Genomic DNA, 18,674 nt, shown 5'->3' on the forward strand with positions numbered 1-18,674 from the left:
AAATGGATAAAAGCTCCGGTGGCTGAGGAACTGCCTCCTCGCTTTTCTCCATTTGCCTGTCGGGGCAGTGACAGGCGCTTGCGCTTTTCTTGTTGGAAAGTTCCAGGCACGTTTAAGGTTCTTTTTTTTAGTATTGTCCGTTCACTAAAAATACGACAAAGAAAACGGATGAAATGCTTATTCCTTTCAGTAATAATTTATTAGATGGATTTTTAATTTTCTGATATAATAAATGAATGATTATTCATTTTTAAATGGATATCCATTTTAAATACAAAGGGGATTATTATATGAGAGCAGGATACATAGAAGACATAGAAGCATGGGAAAAGGGATTTTCTTTTTATACGGAGGTCAGTGTGCGTTTTTCAGAAACAGATATGTATGGGCACTTAAACAATACCGTACCATTCACTTACTTTGAATATGCTCGTATTGAATACTTTAAAAAGGTTATGCTTATGAATGATTGGCTTAATCCTAAAGGAGAAAAGATACCAGTAGTTGCTGATCTACAATGTGATTATCAGAAACAGGTATTTTTTGATGAGAAGCTCCACATTTATGTAAAAGCCAATTCAGTTGGTAGTTCTTCGGTTGATATCCATTACATGGCAAAGAATACAAAAGGAGATATAGTGTTTACTGGAAGAGGCAGTATCGTACAAATTGATAAGAAAACGGGAAAATCTGCAAAATGGACCGAACAAGAAAAAGAAGTTTTTCAAAAGAGTATTTACTAGCCGTCACCTACCATCCCTTTGCTACATACGTTAGTAGGAGAGTGGATAGGGGGCTATGGCATTGTACGATGGTAATCAGCAAAGATCAATTTTGACGAGCAGAGAGCGTCAAATATTTCAATTATTAGTAGAAGACAATTCTACAAAAGACATTTCAATTCAGCTGTCTATTAGTGAAAAAACAGTTCGAAACCATATATCTAACACGATACAAAAATTAGGCGTATCTGGTAGATCTCAAGCAATTGTTGAACTATTAAGACTAGGCGAATTATCATTGAATTGATTTGAATCCTTGCCATTTTCCTCAGAACAAGTCACAATAATAAGAGGACGTATTGTTTTGAGGAGTGAGATTCATGGCAGAAGAAAAGAACCAAGTGGAACTTAACCACGAAGATGTTGCTTTTTTAGAAAAAGAACTTCGGCATATTTCAGGGATTATCAAACAAAGAGGGCGACAAATCTTAAATTCTTATACGATAACGCCTCCCCAGTTTGTAGCTCTTCAGTGGCTTTTCGAGATTGGAGACATGACAATCGGGGATTTATCTAATAAAATGTATTTAGCTTTTAGTACCACTACGGACTTAATTGACCGGATGGAAAGAAGTGAACTAGTACAGCGAGTAAGAGACGAGCAAGATCGTCGAGTTGTACGAATACATTTATTAAAAGAAGGCGAGCGTATCATCGAAGAGGTAATTGACAAACGACAGCAATACTTAAAAGATGTGCTGAAACAGTTTGACCAAGATGAAGCACAAACATTATCAACTTTATTAGCAAAATTACATCTTGAGATGAAAAAGAACTGAGGAATTGACGTGAAAGCCCCAATCGGTGTGATAGACTCTGGTGTGGGAGGTTTGACAGTTGCAAAAGAAATTATGCATCTACTCCCAAACGAAGAAATTATTTATATTGGTGATACAGCTAGATGTCCTTATGGACCTAGAACTAGTGAAGAAGTTCGTAAATTTACATGGCAAATGGCAATTGCCTTGTCTAAAATGAAAATTAAAATGCTTGTAATAGCATGTAATACTGCGACAGCAGTAGCTCTAAACTCCTTGAGTAAGAAAATGCCTTTCCCAGTGATAGGTGTTATTTTCCCGGGAGCAAGAGCGGCTATTAAAGCAACGAAAAAAAATGAAATTGTAGTGTTAGGTACAAGCGGTACAATTAAAAGTGGGGCTTATGAAAAAGCGATTGCAGCTCTGAATACTTCTAGTAAAATCATTCCGCTTGCATGCCCTACTTTTGTTCCAATTGTTGAGAGTAATGAATATGAGGGTGACTTTGCGAGAAAAATGGTTTTTGAAGCCTTGCAACCCTTAAAATCAGAGCATTTTGATACGGTTATCCTTGGTTGCACGCATTACCCATTATTGCAAAAGCATATTGAGGATGCAGTTGGTGAACATGTAAATGTACTATCATCAGCTGAGGAAACCGCCCAGGATGTATTGGAGTACTTAGATTATCATCATTTACGCAATCCGACCGAGATAGAGAAAGAACCTATTTTCTATACGACCGGTTCGGTGCCCATCTTTAAAACAATTGTCGAAAAATGGTTAAACTTGTCGAATGCAGATATACGGACAATTTCATTTCATTAACCCTGTTAAGAGAATCCTCGAATAGCGGGGTTTTCTTCTGTTCAGGTACATAAAAAGGAGAAATATATGATTAGATTTGATGGAAGAGAAACAAAGCAATTGCGAAAGGTAACGATCGAGACAGATTATTTAATGCACCCAGAAGGATCTGTATTAATCACGGTAGGTAATACCAAAGTTATTTGTAATGCAACAATTGAAGATCGAGTTCCTCCTTTTTTAAGAGGACAAGGTAAGGGTTGGATTACAGCTGAATATTCTATGCTTCCACGCGCCACAGAATCACGTACACAGCGTGAGTCGTCTAAAGGGAAGGTTACTGGTCGTACGATGGAAATACAGCGTCTAATAGGACGAGCTTTGCGATCAGTAGTAGACCTCGAAGTAATAGGGGAAAAGACAATTTGGATTGACTGCGATGTCATTCAGGCCGATGGAGGCACAAGAACTGCTAGTATAACTGGGGCGTTTGTTGCATTAACCATTGCACTAGGAAAACTGTATGAGCAAAAGCAGCTTCCTAAATTTCCTGTAATTCAATACCTAGCTGCTACTAGTGTAGGGATAGTTGATGAAATTGGAGTAGTGTTAGATTTAAATTACGTAGAGGACTCTTCCGCAACTGTGGATATGAATATAGTACAAACTAGCAGTGGTGAGTACGTTGAGCTTCAAGGTACGGGAGAAGAAGCAACTTTCTCAAAAAGTGAACTATTGGAGCTTCTAGAGTATGGCGAAGCTGGAATCCAGCAGTTAATGGATATCCAACGAGCTGCATTAGGAGATTTAGCTTCTAAAATTGATGAGAAAGGATGATTTGAACATGAAACAAATAATTATTGCAACTAAAAATAAGGGGAAAGCAAAGGATTTTGAAGCATTATTTAATCCCCTTGGATACGAAGTGCTAACCCTACATGACGTAGCAAAAGAAATGGATGTTGAAGAAACAGGTATAACCTTTGAAGAAAATGCCTTGTTAAAGGCGACTGCATTAGCTGAACATTTACAATCGATTGTAATTGCGGATGACAGCGGCCTTGAAGTTGATGCCTTAGGCGGTCGTCCTGGTGTCTATTCTGCGCGTTATGCGGGAGAAGAGAAGAGTGATGAGGCAAACATCACCAAACTGTTAGAAGAGCTTAAAAACGTAAAAGAATCCGAAAAAAGTGCCCGCTTCGTTTGTGTGATTGCAGTTGCATCTCCAACCATGGAGCCATTCACAGTCAGAGGAACATGCGAAGGCGTTATTGCTCAAGAAAGAAAAGGGAATAACGGTTTTGGTTATGACCCAGTCTTCTTTGTTCCGTCCGAGAATAAAATGATGGCCGAATTATCTGCAGAAGAAAAAGGGGCTATTTCTCACCGTGGAAATGCTATTAAGCAATTAAAGTCAAAATTACCTGATTTACTATAAAGGTGGTGGCTGTTCGATGAAGCTTTTAGTCATGAGTGATACGCATAAGGAAATAACGGCTATGGAAGAGGTAATCCGTTTATATACCGAAAAGGTTGATGCAATCATTCACTGTGGGGACAGTGAGTTAGAGGCTTCCTTTTTTGAGGACAAACCTGTTTCCGTTGTTAAAGGGAATTGTGATTATGATCTTGGATTTCCAGAGGAGAAAATTATTTCGTTGGAAGACCAAACCATTTTAATCGTTCATGGCCATCGTCATCAAGTCAAATCCACGATATTGCCTCTCAATTATAGGGCGCAGGAAGTAGGAGCGACGATTGTCTGCTTTGGCCATTCACATTTACTTGGTGCTGAGCTTCAAAACGGCATCTTGTTTGTGAACCCAGGAAGTCTTCAACAGCCAAGGGGACGCAAGGAAAAGAGCTATTCAATTATTGAAAAACAAAAAGATCGTTGGCAAGTTCTATTCTTCTCCTCTGACCATAATCTGTTAGAAGAAGTCACTTTCAATTTTTCATAAAAGTAGTGTTGACAATCATTTGTTATCATTATATAATAAATCTTGTCTTTCCTATCTGTGTGGTGGGGGAGTACTTGGTCTCAGTAGCTCAGCTGGATAGAGCAACGCCCTTCTAAGGCGTCGGTCGGGAGTTCGAATCTCTCCTGGGACGTAAATGGGTTCAGAAATAATTTTAAATCAATTAAAAAGCACCTCAAATCCTTTATTTTCAAGGATTTGAGGTGCTTTTTATTCTTGGTTTTTACCACAGAGTTAATTCAGGTCAGACCCTTTTACTATTAAAAACCTACATTTCATGGTGATATTCCAACTATAGCTTAAGTAATCTCTATCGGTTGAAGTCGACATCCGTAATCTTTAAACAAAAAGATGCTTATAATTCAACCATTAATGCATTTAAACAATTACATAATAAACATTATTTGCAGCACCTGTTTGTAGGGCATACGTATTAAAGCCATTGCCAATTGCCATACCAATAAGAGGCTTTATGAGAAGTCATTTGTATATTACCAAACGAAAAAAACATACTAGCGAGTACAAGTCATAGAAATATGACCATCAATAATAAAAAAATTTCCTACTGTTAAAATAACCGTGACATATCCAGTAGGTTATTCTAAATTATTTGCGGTACCAACTGTTGATCATGTTAATATCATCTGTTGATGCATTGGTTTTTATAATCGTAAGAATGAAATTATTCTTACCAATTATTTTATAGGATATAAAAATTAACTTTTCGTTAGTATACTAGTATAATGAAAACGATATATTATATTAAGATAATTTATTCTTTATCTTCAGTATTGAGGGGTATTAAAAGAAATGAAAAAGCTTAAAAAAATTGGGTTGGCTTGGCAAATTTTAATCGGTTTGATTTTAGGTATTATTGTTGGCGGTATATTTTATGGAAACGATAATATTTTAAAATACATCACACCTTTCGGAACGATTTTTATGAATATGATTAAAATGATTGTAGTCCCAATTATTGTTTCGACATTAATTGTTGGTGTAGCCGGTCAAGGTTCTTTAAAACAGGTTGGAAAACTTGGTGTTAAAACACTTGTTTATTTTGAAATCATTACAACGGTTGCCATTATTCTAGGTATATTATTAGCTGATATAACGCAATTTGGTAGCGGTGTCGATATGAATGAGTTAACAAAAGGAGACATTACTTCGTATGTTGAAACAACAGAAGAAATGTCTAAAGAAGACCATAGCATAATGGATACAATTGTAAATATTGTACCTACAAACATTGTCTCCTCAATGGCAGCAGGGGACATGTTGCCAATCATCTTCTTTTCCGTACTGTTTGGTCTAGGGGTCGCAGCTATTGGTGATAAAGGCAAACCGGTATTAGCATTAGCACATGGTGTAGCTGACGCGATGTTCTGGGTAACGAATTTAATTATGAAGTTTGCGCCAATTGGTGTTTTTGCATTAATCGCAACGACTGTTTCCACGTTTGGGTTATCTTCTTTAATTCCATTAGGGAAACTAATGATCTTAGTTTATTTTGCGATGATTTTCTTTATCGTAGTTGTATTGGGTATAACGGCTAAAATTGTTGGGTTAAGCATATTCCGCATTATTAAAATGATTAAAGACGAGCTCATATTAGGATTTTCCACTGCAAGCTCGGAAACTGTATTGCCGCGTATTATGCTGAAAACAGAAAAAGCAGGTGTACCAAAAGATATTGGGTCATTTGTTATTCCAACAGGTTATTCGTTTAATTTAGATGGCTCTACTTTATACCAAGCAATTGCAGCATTATTCATTGCACAAATGTACAATATTGATTTGTCTTTATCAAATCAAATTATTTTAGTTTTAACGTTAATGGTCACATCGAAAGGCATAGCAGGTGTGCCGGGAGTATCGTTTGTCGTGCTTCTTTCAACACTTGGTGCAGTAGGTATTCCTTTAGAAGGGCTAGCTTTCATTCTTGGAATTGATCGTCTATTAGATATGATGCGTACAGTTGTTAACATATGTGGTAATACATTAGCAGCATTAGTCATGGCGAAATGGGAAGGCCGTCTTGACATGGACAAGTATAATAACTACTTTAATAACGAAACAGCAGATGCTTCAGTTAAAGAGAATTAATTGTATAAAAGTAAACAGATGAGATGTATCAAGGTTTAGAATAAGTTTGAACCATCTAGAAAAGCGCTTAAAATCCTTTCACGTTGGGGGTCTTAGGCGCTTTTCTTTTTTTTGAGAAATCGTTAAATACAAGAAATTATTATTTTTTTTCTTCTTTGCCTGTGATCCACTGCTTTAATGGCATCTGTTTTTCTGGTAGCTAACATACAGATTTCATTACTTAAAATTGACAGGATGTATACATTCGTATACAATTTTATGTATACGAATGTATACATTAGGGGGATGAAAAATGAAAAATGATTCCCATAGAGAAAGACTCACGGATCACTGTGAAGACCGAAATGGTCCTTGTAGAGGTAGTGGAAAAAGACGTGGAGCAAAAACGTTTCGTAGGGGAAGAGCTTTGGCCTTCTATGAGATAATGCAAACGAAATCTAATTCTCTAAAAAGACAGCTCGCTACTCCAGAGCTACAATCCGTGAACTCAGTGTTAGTGGGGGAGCTAAAGGCTGTAGAAATGTTAATGGATGAATTTGCCCAGTTATTTGAATTAGTAGAAGTTGACGAAAAAGATCAACAGAATGAAGTGGAAGAATCAGGACAGTAATAAGAAAGATATTACATATATTCGTAATAATTTGGAGGGATGACAATGTTCGTACAAATTCGCAAATGGACAGTAACAGAAGGAAACTCAGATAAGGTACTAGAACGCTTTAAGAAAAAACCAGATCAAGGACCATCTTTAATTGAACAAAGAGAAGGTTTTATCGGACGTGAACTTTTAGTGAAAAACGTTCGCCGTGGTGAAGAAGAAGTAGTAATGATCGTTCGCTGGGAATCAGAAGAAGCATGGAAAGCATGGGAAAAGAGCCCTGAACATATCGCTGGTCACAAAAATAAAATTAAAGAACACGGTGGAAAACCACCGAAGCCTGAATATGTAATTTCCATGGAGCACGGAAACTATTCAGTAGTTGAATAAGTATTTTGCAAAAGAGTGAGCTATTAATATAGCTTGCTCTTTTTGTTTTAGAAGAATCCCTACCCCGAGGAAAGCGTTCGGCTGGGGCGAAAAATCAAACCTACTCTCTGATTTAGATTTCTTTGCATCATAAATCAACCTACCCTTTAACATAGCTAATATAGTTGCTTAAGAATAGTTCTCAAATTTATATCTATTTTACCTTATAAACACTTTAAAAGTTGTCAAAACTAGAAAGTATTATAAAACGTTAGAAGGTATGAATTTGAAAAGAGTCGGTCCGATAAGTATTTTACATATTGTTGCTTTATCCATGACGATGATTGGATTAAAAAATCATGTCACTATTCTACCACCTATTTTAGAGGTTGGGGGTAGAGATGGATGGATGTCTGTCATACTGGCTGCAGTTATCATGTGCTTCTGGATTTTTATACTTGTTTATATTTATAAGCAAGCGAAACAAAGGCCATTGATGGAGTGGCTTCAGGAGGCAACAGGTCCCAAAACTAGTACAATCTTTCGTTACGTAGTAGGGATCTATCTGTTCGTATTGGCAGCCTTTACCATGCGTGAAGCGATGCAGTGGGTGAAAACCACCTTCTTGCCTACGACCTCCATCATCGTCTTATTAATAATTTATATTGTTTTGTGCATCCTATTAGCAACTAGTAATATCCAAACTATTGCAATAGTAAATGTTATGGTCTTGTTTGGTGTTTTAGTTTTAGGATTTTTTGTTGCCTTTGTGAACATTCAGGTGAAGGATTATTCATTGATCCGACCTTTTTTAGAGCATGGCTGGGAGCCTGTGCTAAAAGCCAGTATATTTCCTGCTGCAGGTTATATCGAGCTAATACTACTTCTCTTTTTACAGCAACATATTAAAGACAAAATGAGATGGTACCATTTTGCAATCATCCTATTCTTGTTAATGGGGCTAACTTTAGGCCCTTTACTGGGAGCCATTACAGAGTTTGGTCCACACGAGGCTGCGGAACAAAATTATCCGGCATATGAGGAATGGGGTTTAGTTACTATTGGGCAGTTTATCGAACATCTTGACTTTTTTTCCATCTACCAATGGTTAACTGGTGCCTTTATACGTGTTGGGCTGCTTTTATTCATCTCAATTGACCTTCTTAAAATGAAAAATAAGAAGCCTGTATGGTTCATCTTAGCCCCAGCGTTCTTTATCATTTGTATGATTTTAACGTTAATAAACGACAATTTGTTTCTTTTCATTAAAGGTAACTACTTTCTTATAACTACTTTCGTGTTCTTTTTACTAGTATCAATCTTCTTGTTCTTGATAGCTTTTTTTCATAAAAAAACAACAAAAAAAGAGAAAAGACGTATGAAAGGAGGGAAACAAAGTGAAACCAACGGAGGAAAAACTGGATCTTCAAACAATAAAAGAACTATTCAAGAAGAATGAAGATGTCGTTTTTCAGTTGTATAACTACGGGAAATATAAAGTCCATTTTATTACCTGTGATGCTATGACTGATCTTCAACTACTAAATGAAACCATTGTTCCTCGGATACAAAAAATGTGCACTGAGGTTGGCGAGGAACCACTTGAGGAGTTCATTTTGAATAAGCTTCATATACCAGATTTACAAAAGGTAGAGGCAAAAGAAGATTTAATTACAAGAATCTTTAATGGCTATCTAATTCTTTATATTGAGGACGAAAATCTTACGTTCTCAAGTAATATTGCTAAAAAGCCTAATAGAAGTCCTGAGGAATCCAGGATGGAAGTACTTATTAAGGGGCCAAGGGATAATTTTATTGAGGATATTTCGGTTAATATTGCTTTAATAAGAAAAAGATTACCTACAAACTCCTTGAATGTGGAAAAACTGGAACTAGGAAAAAGATCAAAGACAACAGTTGCTGTACTTTATATGGATGATATTGCTAGCAAGGACATCCTAAAGGATATTATGAGTCAATTAAAGGAAGTGGATATTGATATTGTTTTTAGTGGAGAACTTTTGCTGGAAAAAATAAATAAAAAATCTCCCATCTTCCCTAGAAATGATTATACTGGAAGGCCAGATTTTGCTGTACAAGCCTTGGTAAGGGGAAGGTTTCTTATTCTAGTTGATGGCGTGGCTTATGTAGTAATAACCCCAGTCAACTTATTTTTGCTATTAAAATCAGGGGAAGACGTAGAATATCCGATGGCCTTTAGTAGTGCTGAAAGAGTTCTGAGAATAATTGGTCTAATGATAGGATTAGCCTTACCTGCCTTTTGGCTAGCGCTTACTACTTTTCATCAGGACCAACTACCCTTTCAATTACTAGCCACTGTTGTTCAAAATAATTCTGGACTTCCGTTGCCTTCAGCCCTTGAAATGCTGACGATGCTAGTTATGTTCGAGTTATTTAGGGAGGCAGGCTTACGATTGCCAACTGTAATCGGAGGAACCTTTAGTGTGGTAGGTGGGCTAATTGTAGGGGATGCAGCTATAAGAGCAGGTTTAACAAGCCCCGCCATGATTGTGGTGATAGCTATATCTACCATCGCTACCTTCACTTTAGTGAATCAGTCGCTTGTCACTGCTGTAAGTATAGTTCGAATCATACTCATACTGATTACTTCTATATTAGGATTGTTTGGGTTTTTTATTTCTTTATATTTTTTACTTCTTTATTTATCAAGTATTAGAATATTTGGAGTTCCATATATGAATATTGCAACCGATTTGAGTTGGGCTACCATTAAAAAGTCGCTTATAAGGTCAGCACCCAAAAACTATAAAGAGCGCCCACATGCTTTAAGTCCTCAGGATTCTACTCGAATTGGAGGAGAAAATGATGAAGAGAATAACTAAACAGTTGTGCATTCTATGCTTAGTTCTACCTTTACTTACCAGCTGTTGGGATGTGGATGAACCAAATAGAATACGATACATCTATGCAATAGGGATAGATTATAAAGAGGATAAGTATGAAATACATGCTCAAATCATCGACTTCATCAATATTGCAAAAACTGAGCAACCAAACCAGGATGCTATTCAGGTGGAAGTTGGAAAGGCTAAAGGTGACACCATAGAAGAGGCATTCTTCGAATTATATAAATCAATGGATTTGAAGCTTTTCTGGGGACATATGACGTATATGGTTCTTTCTGAGGAAGCACTGAAAGAAGGAAGAGCTAATATTGTTATTAACGCCTTTTTAAGATTTAGAGAGATTAGATATCAAACGTGGGTATATACAACGAAAGATCCTATAGGTGAAATCATGTTGTTAAATCCTCTTTTTAACAGTGCCATGACTAGACTTAAGCTAGCCGATCCTATGAGTTCATACCAACAAGAGTCCTTTGTAGAACCAATAGATTTTCGGAAGCTTGTTATCCGTTTAAATGAACCTAGTTACGAAGTAAACATACCCTATGTGAAAATAGACGATAATTGGGAGAATGAAAAAGAAAAAGATAAACTACCGAAATTCGAGGGGGTAGGTGTCGTTACTCCAGACGAATTTAAAGGCTTTATCTCAGGCGAAAAGATTAATGGATTACAATGGATGACTAAAGAAACAAAAAAAGGGGAAATTACGATTCCTCGTGACGATAAGTTTGTTTCAATTACGATAGATAATCTCAAAATAAAAGTAAAACCTAAAGTACAAGGCGACGAAGTGAAATTTGAAGTGAAATTAAATATGAATGCTTTACTAAGTAGCTTTGAGGGGAAGATTACAGAGAAAGAGATTCGACAATTTGTGAAGAAGCAAATTAAAAAAGAAATCGAAGAAACCTATTTAGAAGGACTGGAAAAAGAAGTCGATATATATCGTCTATCAGAACACTTGTATAGAAGTGATGTGAAAAATTGGAAAAAAGTACAGAAGAATGGCAAAGTTCCTTTGACAGAAAGCTCTATTAGCAGTATAACGATAGAAGTTAATAAAGTTTATACAGGGAGAAAAGCATTTAAAGAAACAATTGAATAGCTTAATTGCTTATTCTGTAGGAAATAAGGGGATAGGATAGGAAATAATGTTCTTTTTTCCTTATTAATTTAAAAAAAATGATTAATACCCTTGACAATAAATCAAATATACATGATAATAAATATTGTCTTTCCAGTATTTTAATTCGGAAAGAAAATATTGTCTCAGTAGCTCAGCTGGATAGAGCAACGCCCTTCTAAGGCGTCGGTCGGGAGTTCGAATCTCTCCTGGGACGTAGATTGGTTCAGGTGATCGAAGTTTGAACCTAACTAAAAGTGCTTCAAATCCTTTTAATTAAGGGATTTGGGGCATTTTTTCTGTCTTTGGTTCCTTGTTTTAATATGTCACTAAGTGAAATAAATAAAGAGCATAAGTACAAAATTACTTCTTGGAAAATGAAAATCTTTATAAGAGAAACATGTATGAAGATAAAATGAAAAAGCTAGGTTATACTATAAAAATGACTTTATTGCCTAGCTAAACGAGATCTTTATAGCTCTCTAAATATGTAATAACTTTTTAAGTGTAAATTAAATCATAATTTTAATAATACTGGGTTCTGTGGTTGAAGAAGAATCCATATACGAGAGGGTTGGAATATAAATATGACTAAAAATTTTTGGCAGGAATTGCCTAAACCTTTTTTTGTACTTGCACCAATGGAAGACGTGACAGATGTTGTTTTTCGTCAAGTTGTTAGTAAAGCAGGTAGACCTGATGTCTTCTTTACGGAATTTACAAACACGGAGAGCTATTGTCATCCAGAGGGCCAAAAAAGTGTGCGCGGAAGATTACTTTTTACTGAGGACGAACAGCCAATGGTTGCGCATATTTGGGGAGATAAACCCGAATTTTTCCGTCAAATGAGTATCGGAATGGCTGAGCTAGGTTTTAAAGGTATTGATATTAATATGGGCTGTCCTGTACCGAATGTAGCAACAAGAGGAAAGGGCAGTGGTCTAATTCTTCGACCAGACACAGCAGCAGAACTTATAGAAGCAGCTAAAGCTGGTGGATTGCCAGTAAGTGTGAAGACAAGACTTGGATATACAGAAATAGATGAATGGCAAGAATGGCTAACGCATATTCTTGAACAGGATATTGCGAACCTTTCTATTCATTTACGTACTAGAAAGGAAATGAGCCAAGTTGACGCACATTGGGAGCTGATTCCAGAAATTAAAAAGCTACGTGATCGTATTGCGCCAAACACGCTTTTAACTATAAACGGTGATATCCCTGATAGAGAAACTGGGCTTAAGCTAGTAGAACAATATGGCGTTGATGGAGTTATGATTGGACGCGGTATTTTTAAAAATCCGTTTGCGTTTGAAAAAGAGCCAAAAGAGCATAGTACTCAGGAATACCTTGACCTTTTAAGATTGCAGCTGGACTTACAGGACAAATATGCAGAGGAATTGCCACGCTCCATCTCGGCACTTCATCGTTTCTTCAAAATATATGTTAAAGGCTTCCCAGGGGCAAGTGAATTAAGAAATCAATTGATGAATACAAAGTCAACGGATGAAGTTCGTACGTTGCTTGATAATGTTGAATTAAAACAAGATTAATAGCTGAAGTGCATGATATAAGTAAAAGTTGGATAACATATCCCTGCCAGGATTATTATACTTTCTTAAAATTAGCATGATGTAGTATATCTCTCCTTTCAAAGAACAACATAATAATATACTTTGAAAGGAGTGGTATGATGCCAGACCGTAAACCGCCACATGAGCAATTAACTGTAAAAGACAATGGTTTAACATCAACTCAAGAAGTTTTGTATCAGCAGGAATTTAAAAAGGCTGATCATGCGACACAAAAAAATAATTCACGAAAAAAGTGAAAAATAAATCATAGTATAGAACCCTCTTGTGCTAAAGGAGCACAAGGGGGGTTTTTTTTATTTTATAATAGAAAGAAATAATTTTATATAATGTTTGTATAATGTAAATCAAAGGAAGGTTATACAAATTGATTGACTTTTGTATAATGTTTGTGAATAATTAAAACAAATAACGTTTGTAGGATAAAGACAATATTTGACGGAGAGGAAGAATAAATAATGCCAAAAAGTAAAAAGAGAGTAGTAGTTATTGGAGCAGGGGTAGCTGGATTAGCAAGTGCCATTCGTCTTCAGCATGCTGGATATGAAGTGGAGTTATACGAAAAAGAGGCTTTACCAGGTGGCAAAATGAATCGAATTGACATGGATGGTTATCAATTTGATCTTGGGCCGAGTATTGTGATGATGCCTGAGCTATATAGGGAAGTATTTGAGTTAACGGGAAGAAATCCGGACGATTATATCCCTATGCAAAAAATTGATCCGATGTATTCAACTTACTTCGGAGCAAAGGCGGAGGAAAAATACGACATCTCTTCTGATTTGGTAGAGCTTATGAAGACGCTAGAGAATATATCAGAGGAAGATTCAAAAGGCTTTTTAAACTATCTTCAGGAAATTTACCAACGTTATCTTGTAGCAAAAAATCATTTTCTTCAAAGACCTTTCCGTAACTTCACTGATTTTTATAATCCAAATACGATTCGTCAAATGCTTAAGCTAAAAACGTTTGATAGTGCAGACCATTTTATCGGGAAGTATGTAAAGAATGAACGCATAAAGCAAATTCTCAGCTTTCAAACGTTATACATAGGAGTGTCGCCATACAATGGACCTTCTTTATACACAATTATCCCAATGATAGAAATGCTCTATGGAGTTTGGTTTATCAAAGGTGGAATGTATACAATGGCTTCCTCAATGGAGCGGATATTTAAGGAACTAGGTGGCAAAGTTTATTACAATGCATCTGTAGATGAGGTTCTTATAAAAGATCAACAGGCTTATGGTATCCGAGTAAAAGGAAAAGAAGTTCTTTCTGATTTTGTTATGTGCAATGCTGATTTCCCTTATGCAATGAAAAATTTAGTCAAGGATACTAAATCCAAAGGAAAGTATACGGATAAAAAAATAGATAGTATGAAATATTCCTGTTCCTGCTTCGTGATGTATTTAGGAATGGATCGAAAATACGATGAACTGGACAATGTACACAATTTCTTTATCACCGAAGAGTTAGAGAAGAACCTCACTGATATTTTTGATGGGAACAAGTTGGAGCAGCCTTCTTTCTATGTTTACGTAGGCTCTAAATTAGATCCTAGTCTTGCACCAGAAGGAAAGGACGGGCTTTATATTCTTGTGCCAGTTCCTGAGCTATCTTCCTCGAAGTATGAATGGACAGATGAAACGGTTCAATATTATCGGAAAAAAGTAATGGATTCTCTAAAGAATGTTAAAGGGTTAGAAAATATTGAAGAGGAAATTGTTTCTGAAACGTACATGACTCCATTAGATTTTGAATCCAAATTTAATGCATATAACGGTGCTTGCTTTGGTCTACAGCCAACACTGACGCAAAGCAACCATATGCGTCCACAGAGTAAAGCAAAAAACTGTGAAAATCTATATTTTACTGGAAGTAGCACGCATCCAGGAGCAGGAGTACCTATCGTCTTACTCTCTGCTAAGATCGCAACCGAAGAACTGTTATTGGATGATGGAATAAAAGAAAAAAATAAAGCGGGCTTTCCAGAACTTGTGACCAATTAAAAAAATGAAACTATGAAAATCTTGTTACACTTGCTCCAATTATTGTTTAGCTATTGTGATTAGTAGGCTAAAAGAGTGGATGCGCAAGTCCTATAAATAATTAAAGGAGGCAAAGGATTTGGTGAGAAAACAGGATACAACAGTAAAGGATTACTATCGGTATTGCGAAGAAATCATTAAAAAGAACTCGAAGAGCTTTTATTTCGCTTTTAGTCAGCTGCCAGAGGACAAAGCGAATGCTGTATTTGCTATTTATACTTTTTGCAGGAGAGCAGATGACAGTGTCGATGAGAATGGTTCCAAGGTTAGACAACAGGAAGAGCTAGAACGCTTAAACATGGAGCTGCAGCTTTTTGAGAAAGGGGAAGAAATCCAACATCCAATGTGGCTAGCACTTCGGGACGTATTTAATAGATATAACATGAGCATTGAACCCTTTTATGAGCAATTGGAGGGTCAGCGGATGGATATAAATTTTACTGAACCAATGACGCTTATGGAATTGGAGAAATACAGCTATTATGTAGCTGGAACAGTTGGCTTAATGCTTTTGCCTGTCCTTGCACAAGGCAGTAGCATAGATTTAACAGAGCAGGCTATTAGCCTCGGTATTGCTATGCAAATTACGAATATTCTGCGAGACATCGGCGAAGATTACCACATAAAAAATAGAGTTTATATACCCCAGTCTCTATTAGCTTCAGAGTTATACAGCGCGGATCATTTAAAGAATGCCACGATTAACTCCAGTTTTATTCGCATTTGGGAATCCCTAGCGCAACATGCGGAGGAGTTATACGACAATTTCTTTCATTCTATCTTTTATTTTGATGAGGATAGTCGTTTTCAGGTATTACTAGCTGCAAAGGTTTATCGGGGAATATTAAATGCGGTGAGAAAAAATAATTATGAATGTTTTCATGTAAAAAATTATGTTTCACCAATTGAGATGCAAAAAATCCATCAGGCAGCTCGTTTTGTAGTGAATAGGAAGGTGCTTTCATAATGGTAGAAAAACAAAAAACTGTCGTAATAATAGGTGGGGGATTAGGTGGATTATCTGCGGCTATTTCATTGGCACAGGCAGGTTATTCTGTTTCCCTTTATGAGAAAAACAATCATCTAGGCGGAAAGCTAAATCGACTAGAACAAGATGGTTTTGGATTTGATTTAGGGCCTTCTATTCTTACCATGCCACATATCTTTAACCGACTATTTACACGTAGTTATCGTAATATGTCGGATTATATATCGACATTTAGATTAGAGCATGAGTGGCGTTCCTTTTTTACAGATGGAACAACTATTGATCTATACGGGGATCTTGAAAAGATGGCAAAGGAAAATATGAGCTTGTCAGCAAAGGATATACGAGAGTACGAGGCATTCCTTCTATATGCAAAAAGAATATATGAAGTAACAGAAGAAGGGTATTTAGGTAAAGGATTAGATAGCACTATGGACGTGTTTAAGCAGCATGGATTCATAGAGTCACTAAAAGGTTTTGATTATTTTTCTACTATGTATGATGGGATAAAAAAGAGAATAAGCAATCCTAATTTAAGAACTATGCTTTCTTACTTTATTAAGTATGTTGGCTCATCTCCGTATGAGGCACCCGCAGTACTAAATATGATGATTTATATGCAGCATGCACAGGGTGTATGGTATGTTCCAGGAGGTATGCATGGAATCGCCCGTGGGATGGTGAAGCTTGGTAAGGAGCTTGGCATATCCTTCCACACTGGAAAAGAGGTAAAGCAATTACATAGAGACGGAGCCAAGCGTATTGCTTCTGCAGAGCTTACCGATGGAACAAGAGTTAGTGCAGATTATTTTATCTCTAATATGGAGGTAATTCCAGCATATGAAAAGTTACTAGAAGAAGAGCCAGCCTATGTAGAAAAGCTAGAAAATAAATTTGAACCTTCAAGCTCGGGTTTAGTATTACATCTAGGGGTTAATAAAAAATATCCTCAATTAGCTCACCATAACTTTTTCTTTTCGGATAACTTGAAGGAACAAATGGATCAGGTTTTCCATCGCTATGAGCTACCTGATGATCCAACGATTTATTTGGTAAATACAAATAAAACAGACCGAAGTCAGGCGCCTCCTGGACATGAAAATATAAAAATATTACCTCATATTCCTTATATACAAGATAAGCCCTTTACGAATAACGATTATTTAGAGCTAAGAGAACGAGTATTGATTAAGCTTGAAAAAATGGGATTGGAAGGGCTTCGACAGCATATTGTCACGGAGGATATGTGGACCCCACATGACATTGAACGTACGTATTATTCCCATCGAGGTTCTATTTATGGAACAGTTTCCTCGAAAAAGAAAAATCACGGATTTAAGAACACTAAACATAGTGAGCTTTACGATAATCTATACTTTGTAGGTGGCACAGTGAATCCAGGTGGCGGTATGCCTATGGTTACACTAAGCGGTCAGCAGGTGAGCGGGATGATAGAGGAGAGGGACAGAAAAGAATCATAAGGAAGAGGTGGGCTTATGTTACAGTTACTTTTTATGATTATAGTTGCTTTTCTCATCGTGACGATGGTCTGTGGCGTTCTAATGCTTTGGAAAATCCCGGTACCGAGACAAACAAAAGAAGAGCTATTTGAAAACCCTTCTATAACAGTTATCATTCCAGCAAGAAATGAGGCAGGGCGCTTACAGCCATTGCTTGAATCATTACAAAAACAGTCTCTAAAGCCGAAGGAAATTATTGTTGTTGATGATGAATCCACTGACAGGACAGTACAAATTGCGAATGAATTTGGAGGCAGGGTTATACAAACCCATGAGGGAGACCTTAGCTGGAAGGGAAAATCTGCGGCTTGCTGGATCGGCTCAAAGGCTGCAACTGGAGATTGGTTATTATTTTTGGATGCTGACACAAGGCTGGAGCATGAGAATAGTTTAAAAACTCTAGCATTAAATTATCAGTCGCAAGGAGCGAGTGGAATTTTATCAGTCCAGCCTTATCATAAGGTTAATAAGCTGTATGAAAACTTTTCTGCCATTTTTAATATTATTGTGATAACTGGCATGAATGTCTTTACTGTGTGGAGTACTCGATTGGAAAGTGCAGGCGCATTTGGTCCCTGTATTTTAACCGCTCGAAAGGACTATATGGATGCTGGAGGACATTTCGTTGTTGGTGAAGCGATTATGGATGATTTTGAGCTTGCAAAGGCTTTTAAAAAAATTGGTATACCAGTGCGGTGTATTAGCGGTAGAGGAGTACTTAACTTTCAAATGTATCCGGAAGGCATGAACTCATTAATCGAAGGATGGACAAAAAATTTTGGTACTGCCTCTCGGTCTACACATCCACTTGTAATGTCGTTAATAAGTACTTGGATCAGTGGAAGCTTTCTTCCCATTGCATTACTGATATTAGGATTTTATATTGGTTCTGTCTCATGGATTGCTATTGCCTGTATTTGTTATGTAGGATTTATGATACAAGTCTATTTAATGGCACGCCGTACTGGTAACTTTAGATTTTATGTATTTATAATTTATCCAATATTATTTTTCTTTTTTATTGGAATCTTTTCCTGGTCACTGGTGCGTACAAAGGTGTTTCGTACGGTTACTTGGAAAGGTAGAAAAATAAATGTATAAGGGGAATCC

General features: G+C 36.7%; 19 protein-coding genes and 2 tRNA genes. All 21 read left to right on the top strand.

What is annotated here, in order from left to right; genetic code table 11:
• The first annotated feature begins 290 nt into the window (after positions 1–290).
• Positions 291–743, top strand: coding sequence for an acyl-CoA thioesterase (locus tag HF876_RS15695; RefSeq protein WP_169360994.1), 453 nt, complete (start codon positions 291–293; stop codon positions 741–743).
• A gap of 61 nt (positions 744–804) precedes the next feature.
• On the top strand, positions 805–1,029 hold the full coding sequence (locus HF876_RS15700) for a helix-turn-helix domain-containing protein (RefSeq protein ID WP_225215939.1): 225 nt from the start codon (positions 805–807) through the stop codon (positions 1,027–1,029).
• 73 nt (positions 1,030–1,102) lie between these two features.
• On the top strand, positions 1,103–1,561 hold the full coding sequence (locus HF876_RS15705) for a MarR family winged helix-turn-helix transcriptional regulator (RefSeq protein WP_169360995.1): 459 nt from the start codon (positions 1,103–1,105) through the stop codon (positions 1,559–1,561).
• 9 nt (positions 1,562–1,570) lie between these two features.
• The gene (racE, locus tag HF876_RS15710; protein ID WP_169360996.1) at positions 1,571–2,368 is read left to right on the top strand and encodes a glutamate racemase; all 798 of its coding nucleotides are present in this window, start codon (positions 1,571–1,573) and stop codon (positions 2,366–2,368) included.
• Between the two features lie 66 nt (positions 2,369–2,434).
• Positions 2,435–3,184, top strand: a complete 750-nt coding sequence (gene rph, locus HF876_RS15715; RefSeq protein ID WP_169360997.1) for a ribonuclease PH — start codon at positions 2,435–2,437, stop codon at positions 3,182–3,184.
• 7 nt (positions 3,185–3,191) lie between these two features.
• Positions 3,192–3,785, top strand: coding sequence for an XTP/dITP diphosphatase (locus tag HF876_RS15720; protein ID WP_169360998.1), 594 nt, complete (start codon positions 3,192–3,194; stop codon positions 3,783–3,785).
• 16 nt (positions 3,786–3,801) lie between these two features.
• Positions 3,802–4,308 (top strand): metallophosphoesterase family protein, encoded by a 507-nt coding sequence (locus HF876_RS15725; protein ID WP_169360999.1) that lies wholly within the window; start codon positions 3,802–3,804, stop codon positions 4,306–4,308.
• Between the two features lie 77 nt (positions 4,309–4,385).
• A tRNA-Arg gene (locus HF876_RS15730) sits at positions 4,386–4,459 on the top strand.
• Between the two features lie 677 nt (positions 4,460–5,136).
• Positions 5,137–6,432 carry a cation:dicarboxylate symporter family transporter gene (locus HF876_RS15735; protein ID WP_169361000.1) on the top strand — a complete coding sequence of 432 codons (1,296 nt, stop codon included), beginning with the start codon at positions 5,137–5,139 and terminating at the stop codon, positions 6,430–6,432.
• Between the two features lie 292 nt (positions 6,433–6,724).
• Positions 6,725–7,042 (top strand): hypothetical protein, encoded by a 318-nt coding sequence (locus HF876_RS15740; protein WP_205964137.1) that lies wholly within the window; start codon positions 6,725–6,727, stop codon positions 7,040–7,042.
• 45 nt (positions 7,043–7,087) lie between these two features.
• Positions 7,088–7,420, top strand: a complete 333-nt coding sequence (locus HF876_RS15745) for an antibiotic biosynthesis monooxygenase family protein (protein ID WP_169361001.1) — start codon at positions 7,088–7,090, stop codon at positions 7,418–7,420.
• A gap of 265 nt (positions 7,421–7,685) precedes the next feature.
• Complete coding sequence (locus tag HF876_RS15750) at positions 7,686–8,858, top strand: GerAB/ArcD/ProY family transporter (RefSeq protein WP_169361002.1); 1,173 nt, start codon at positions 7,686–7,688, stop codon at positions 8,856–8,858.
• Entirely contained in the window at positions 8,797–10,263 is a 1,467-nt protein-coding gene (locus tag HF876_RS15755) for a spore germination protein (protein WP_169361003.1), read from the top strand. The genes HF876_RS15750 and HF876_RS15755 overlap by 62 nt, the downstream gene beginning before the upstream one ends.
• On the top strand, positions 10,244–11,395 hold the full coding sequence (locus tag HF876_RS15760) for a Ger(x)C family spore germination protein (RefSeq protein ID WP_240949797.1): 1,152 nt from the start codon (positions 10,244–10,246) through the stop codon (positions 11,393–11,395). Before HF876_RS15755 ends, HF876_RS15760 begins: the two co-directional genes overlap by 20 nt.
• A gap of 161 nt (positions 11,396–11,556) precedes the next feature.
• Positions 11,557–11,630, top strand: a tRNA-Arg gene (locus HF876_RS15765).
• Positions 11,631–12,000: 370 nt separating this feature from the next.
• Positions 12,001–12,966, top strand: coding sequence for a tRNA dihydrouridine synthase (locus HF876_RS15770; RefSeq protein WP_169361004.1), 966 nt, complete (start codon positions 12,001–12,003; stop codon positions 12,964–12,966).
• 140 nt (positions 12,967–13,106) lie between these two features.
• A complete protein-coding gene (locus HF876_RS15775) occupies positions 13,107–13,244 on the top strand; it encodes a YfhE family protein (RefSeq protein WP_169361005.1) in 138 nt (45 codons plus the stop codon).
• 219 nt (positions 13,245–13,463) lie between these two features.
• Positions 13,464–15,017 carry a phytoene desaturase family protein gene (locus HF876_RS15780; protein ID WP_169361006.1) on the top strand — a complete coding sequence of 518 codons (1,554 nt, stop codon included), beginning with the start codon at positions 13,464–13,466 and terminating at the stop codon, positions 15,015–15,017.
• Positions 15,018–15,138: 121 nt separating this feature from the next.
• The gene (locus HF876_RS15785; RefSeq protein WP_169361024.1) at positions 15,139–16,023 is read left to right on the top strand and encodes a squalene/phytoene synthase family protein; all 885 of its coding nucleotides are present in this window, start codon (positions 15,139–15,141) and stop codon (positions 16,021–16,023) included.
• Positions 16,023–17,525: a phytoene desaturase family protein gene (locus tag HF876_RS15790; protein WP_169361007.1), complete on the top strand. Its 1,503-nt coding sequence runs from the start codon at positions 16,023–16,025 to the stop codon at positions 17,523–17,525. Before HF876_RS15785 ends, HF876_RS15790 begins: the two co-directional genes overlap by 1 nt.
• A gap of 15 nt (positions 17,526–17,540) precedes the next feature.
• Positions 17,541–18,665, top strand: coding sequence for a glycosyltransferase family 2 protein (locus HF876_RS15795; RefSeq protein WP_169361008.1), 1,125 nt, complete (start codon positions 17,541–17,543; stop codon positions 18,663–18,665).
• Positions 18,666–18,674 lie beyond the last annotated feature (9 nt).

This window comes from Psychrobacillus sp. BL-248-WT-3 (assembly GCF_012843435.1).
Classification (GTDB): domain Bacteria; phylum Bacillota; class Bacilli; order Bacillales_A; family Planococcaceae; genus Psychrobacillus.

Bases quoted from the DNA above. Each gene is read 5' to 3' on its own strand.
- rph (WP_169360997.1), top strand. From the start codon at position 2,435: ATGATTAGATTTGATGGAAGAGAAACAAAGCAATTGCGAAAGGTAACG.
- HF876_RS15745 (WP_169361001.1), top strand. From the start codon at position 7,088: ATGTTCGTACAAATTCGCAAATGGACAGTAACAGAAGGAAACTCAGAT.
- HF876_RS15790 (WP_169361007.1), top strand. From the start codon at position 16,023: ATGGTAGAAAAACAAAAAACTGTCGTAATAATAGGTGGGGGATTAGGT.
- HF876_RS15770 (WP_169361004.1), top strand. From the start codon at position 12,001: ATGACTAAAAATTTTTGGCAGGAATTGCCTAAACCTTTTTTTGTACTT.
- HF876_RS15760 (WP_240949797.1), top strand. From the start codon at position 10,244: ATGATGAAGAGAATAACTAAACAGTTGTGCATTCTATGCTTAGTTCTA.
- HF876_RS15795 (WP_169361008.1), top strand. From the start codon at position 17,541: ATGTTACAGTTACTTTTTATGATTATAGTTGCTTTTCTCATCGTGACG.
- HF876_RS15695 (WP_169360994.1), top strand. From the start codon at position 291: ATGAGAGCAGGATACATAGAAGACATAGAAGCATGGGAAAAGGGATTT.
- HF876_RS15780 (WP_169361006.1), top strand. From the start codon at position 13,464: ATGCCAAAAAGTAAAAAGAGAGTAGTAGTTATTGGAGCAGGGGTAGCT.
- HF876_RS15705 (WP_169360995.1), top strand. From the start codon at position 1,103: ATGGCAGAAGAAAAGAACCAAGTGGAACTTAACCACGAAGATGTTGCT.
- HF876_RS15720 (WP_169360998.1), top strand. From the start codon at position 3,192: ATGAAACAAATAATTATTGCAACTAAAAATAAGGGGAAAGCAAAGGAT.
- HF876_RS15775 (WP_169361005.1), top strand. From the start codon at position 13,107: ATGCCAGACCGTAAACCGCCACATGAGCAATTAACTGTAAAAGACAAT.
- HF876_RS15740 (WP_205964137.1), top strand. From the start codon at position 6,725: ATGAAAAATGATTCCCATAGAGAAAGACTCACGGATCACTGTGAAGAC.
- HF876_RS15725 (WP_169360999.1), top strand. From the start codon at position 3,802: ATGAAGCTTTTAGTCATGAGTGATACGCATAAGGAAATAACGGCTATG.
- HF876_RS15735 (WP_169361000.1), top strand. From the start codon at position 5,137: ATGAAAAAGCTTAAAAAAATTGGGTTGGCTTGGCAAATTTTAATCGGT.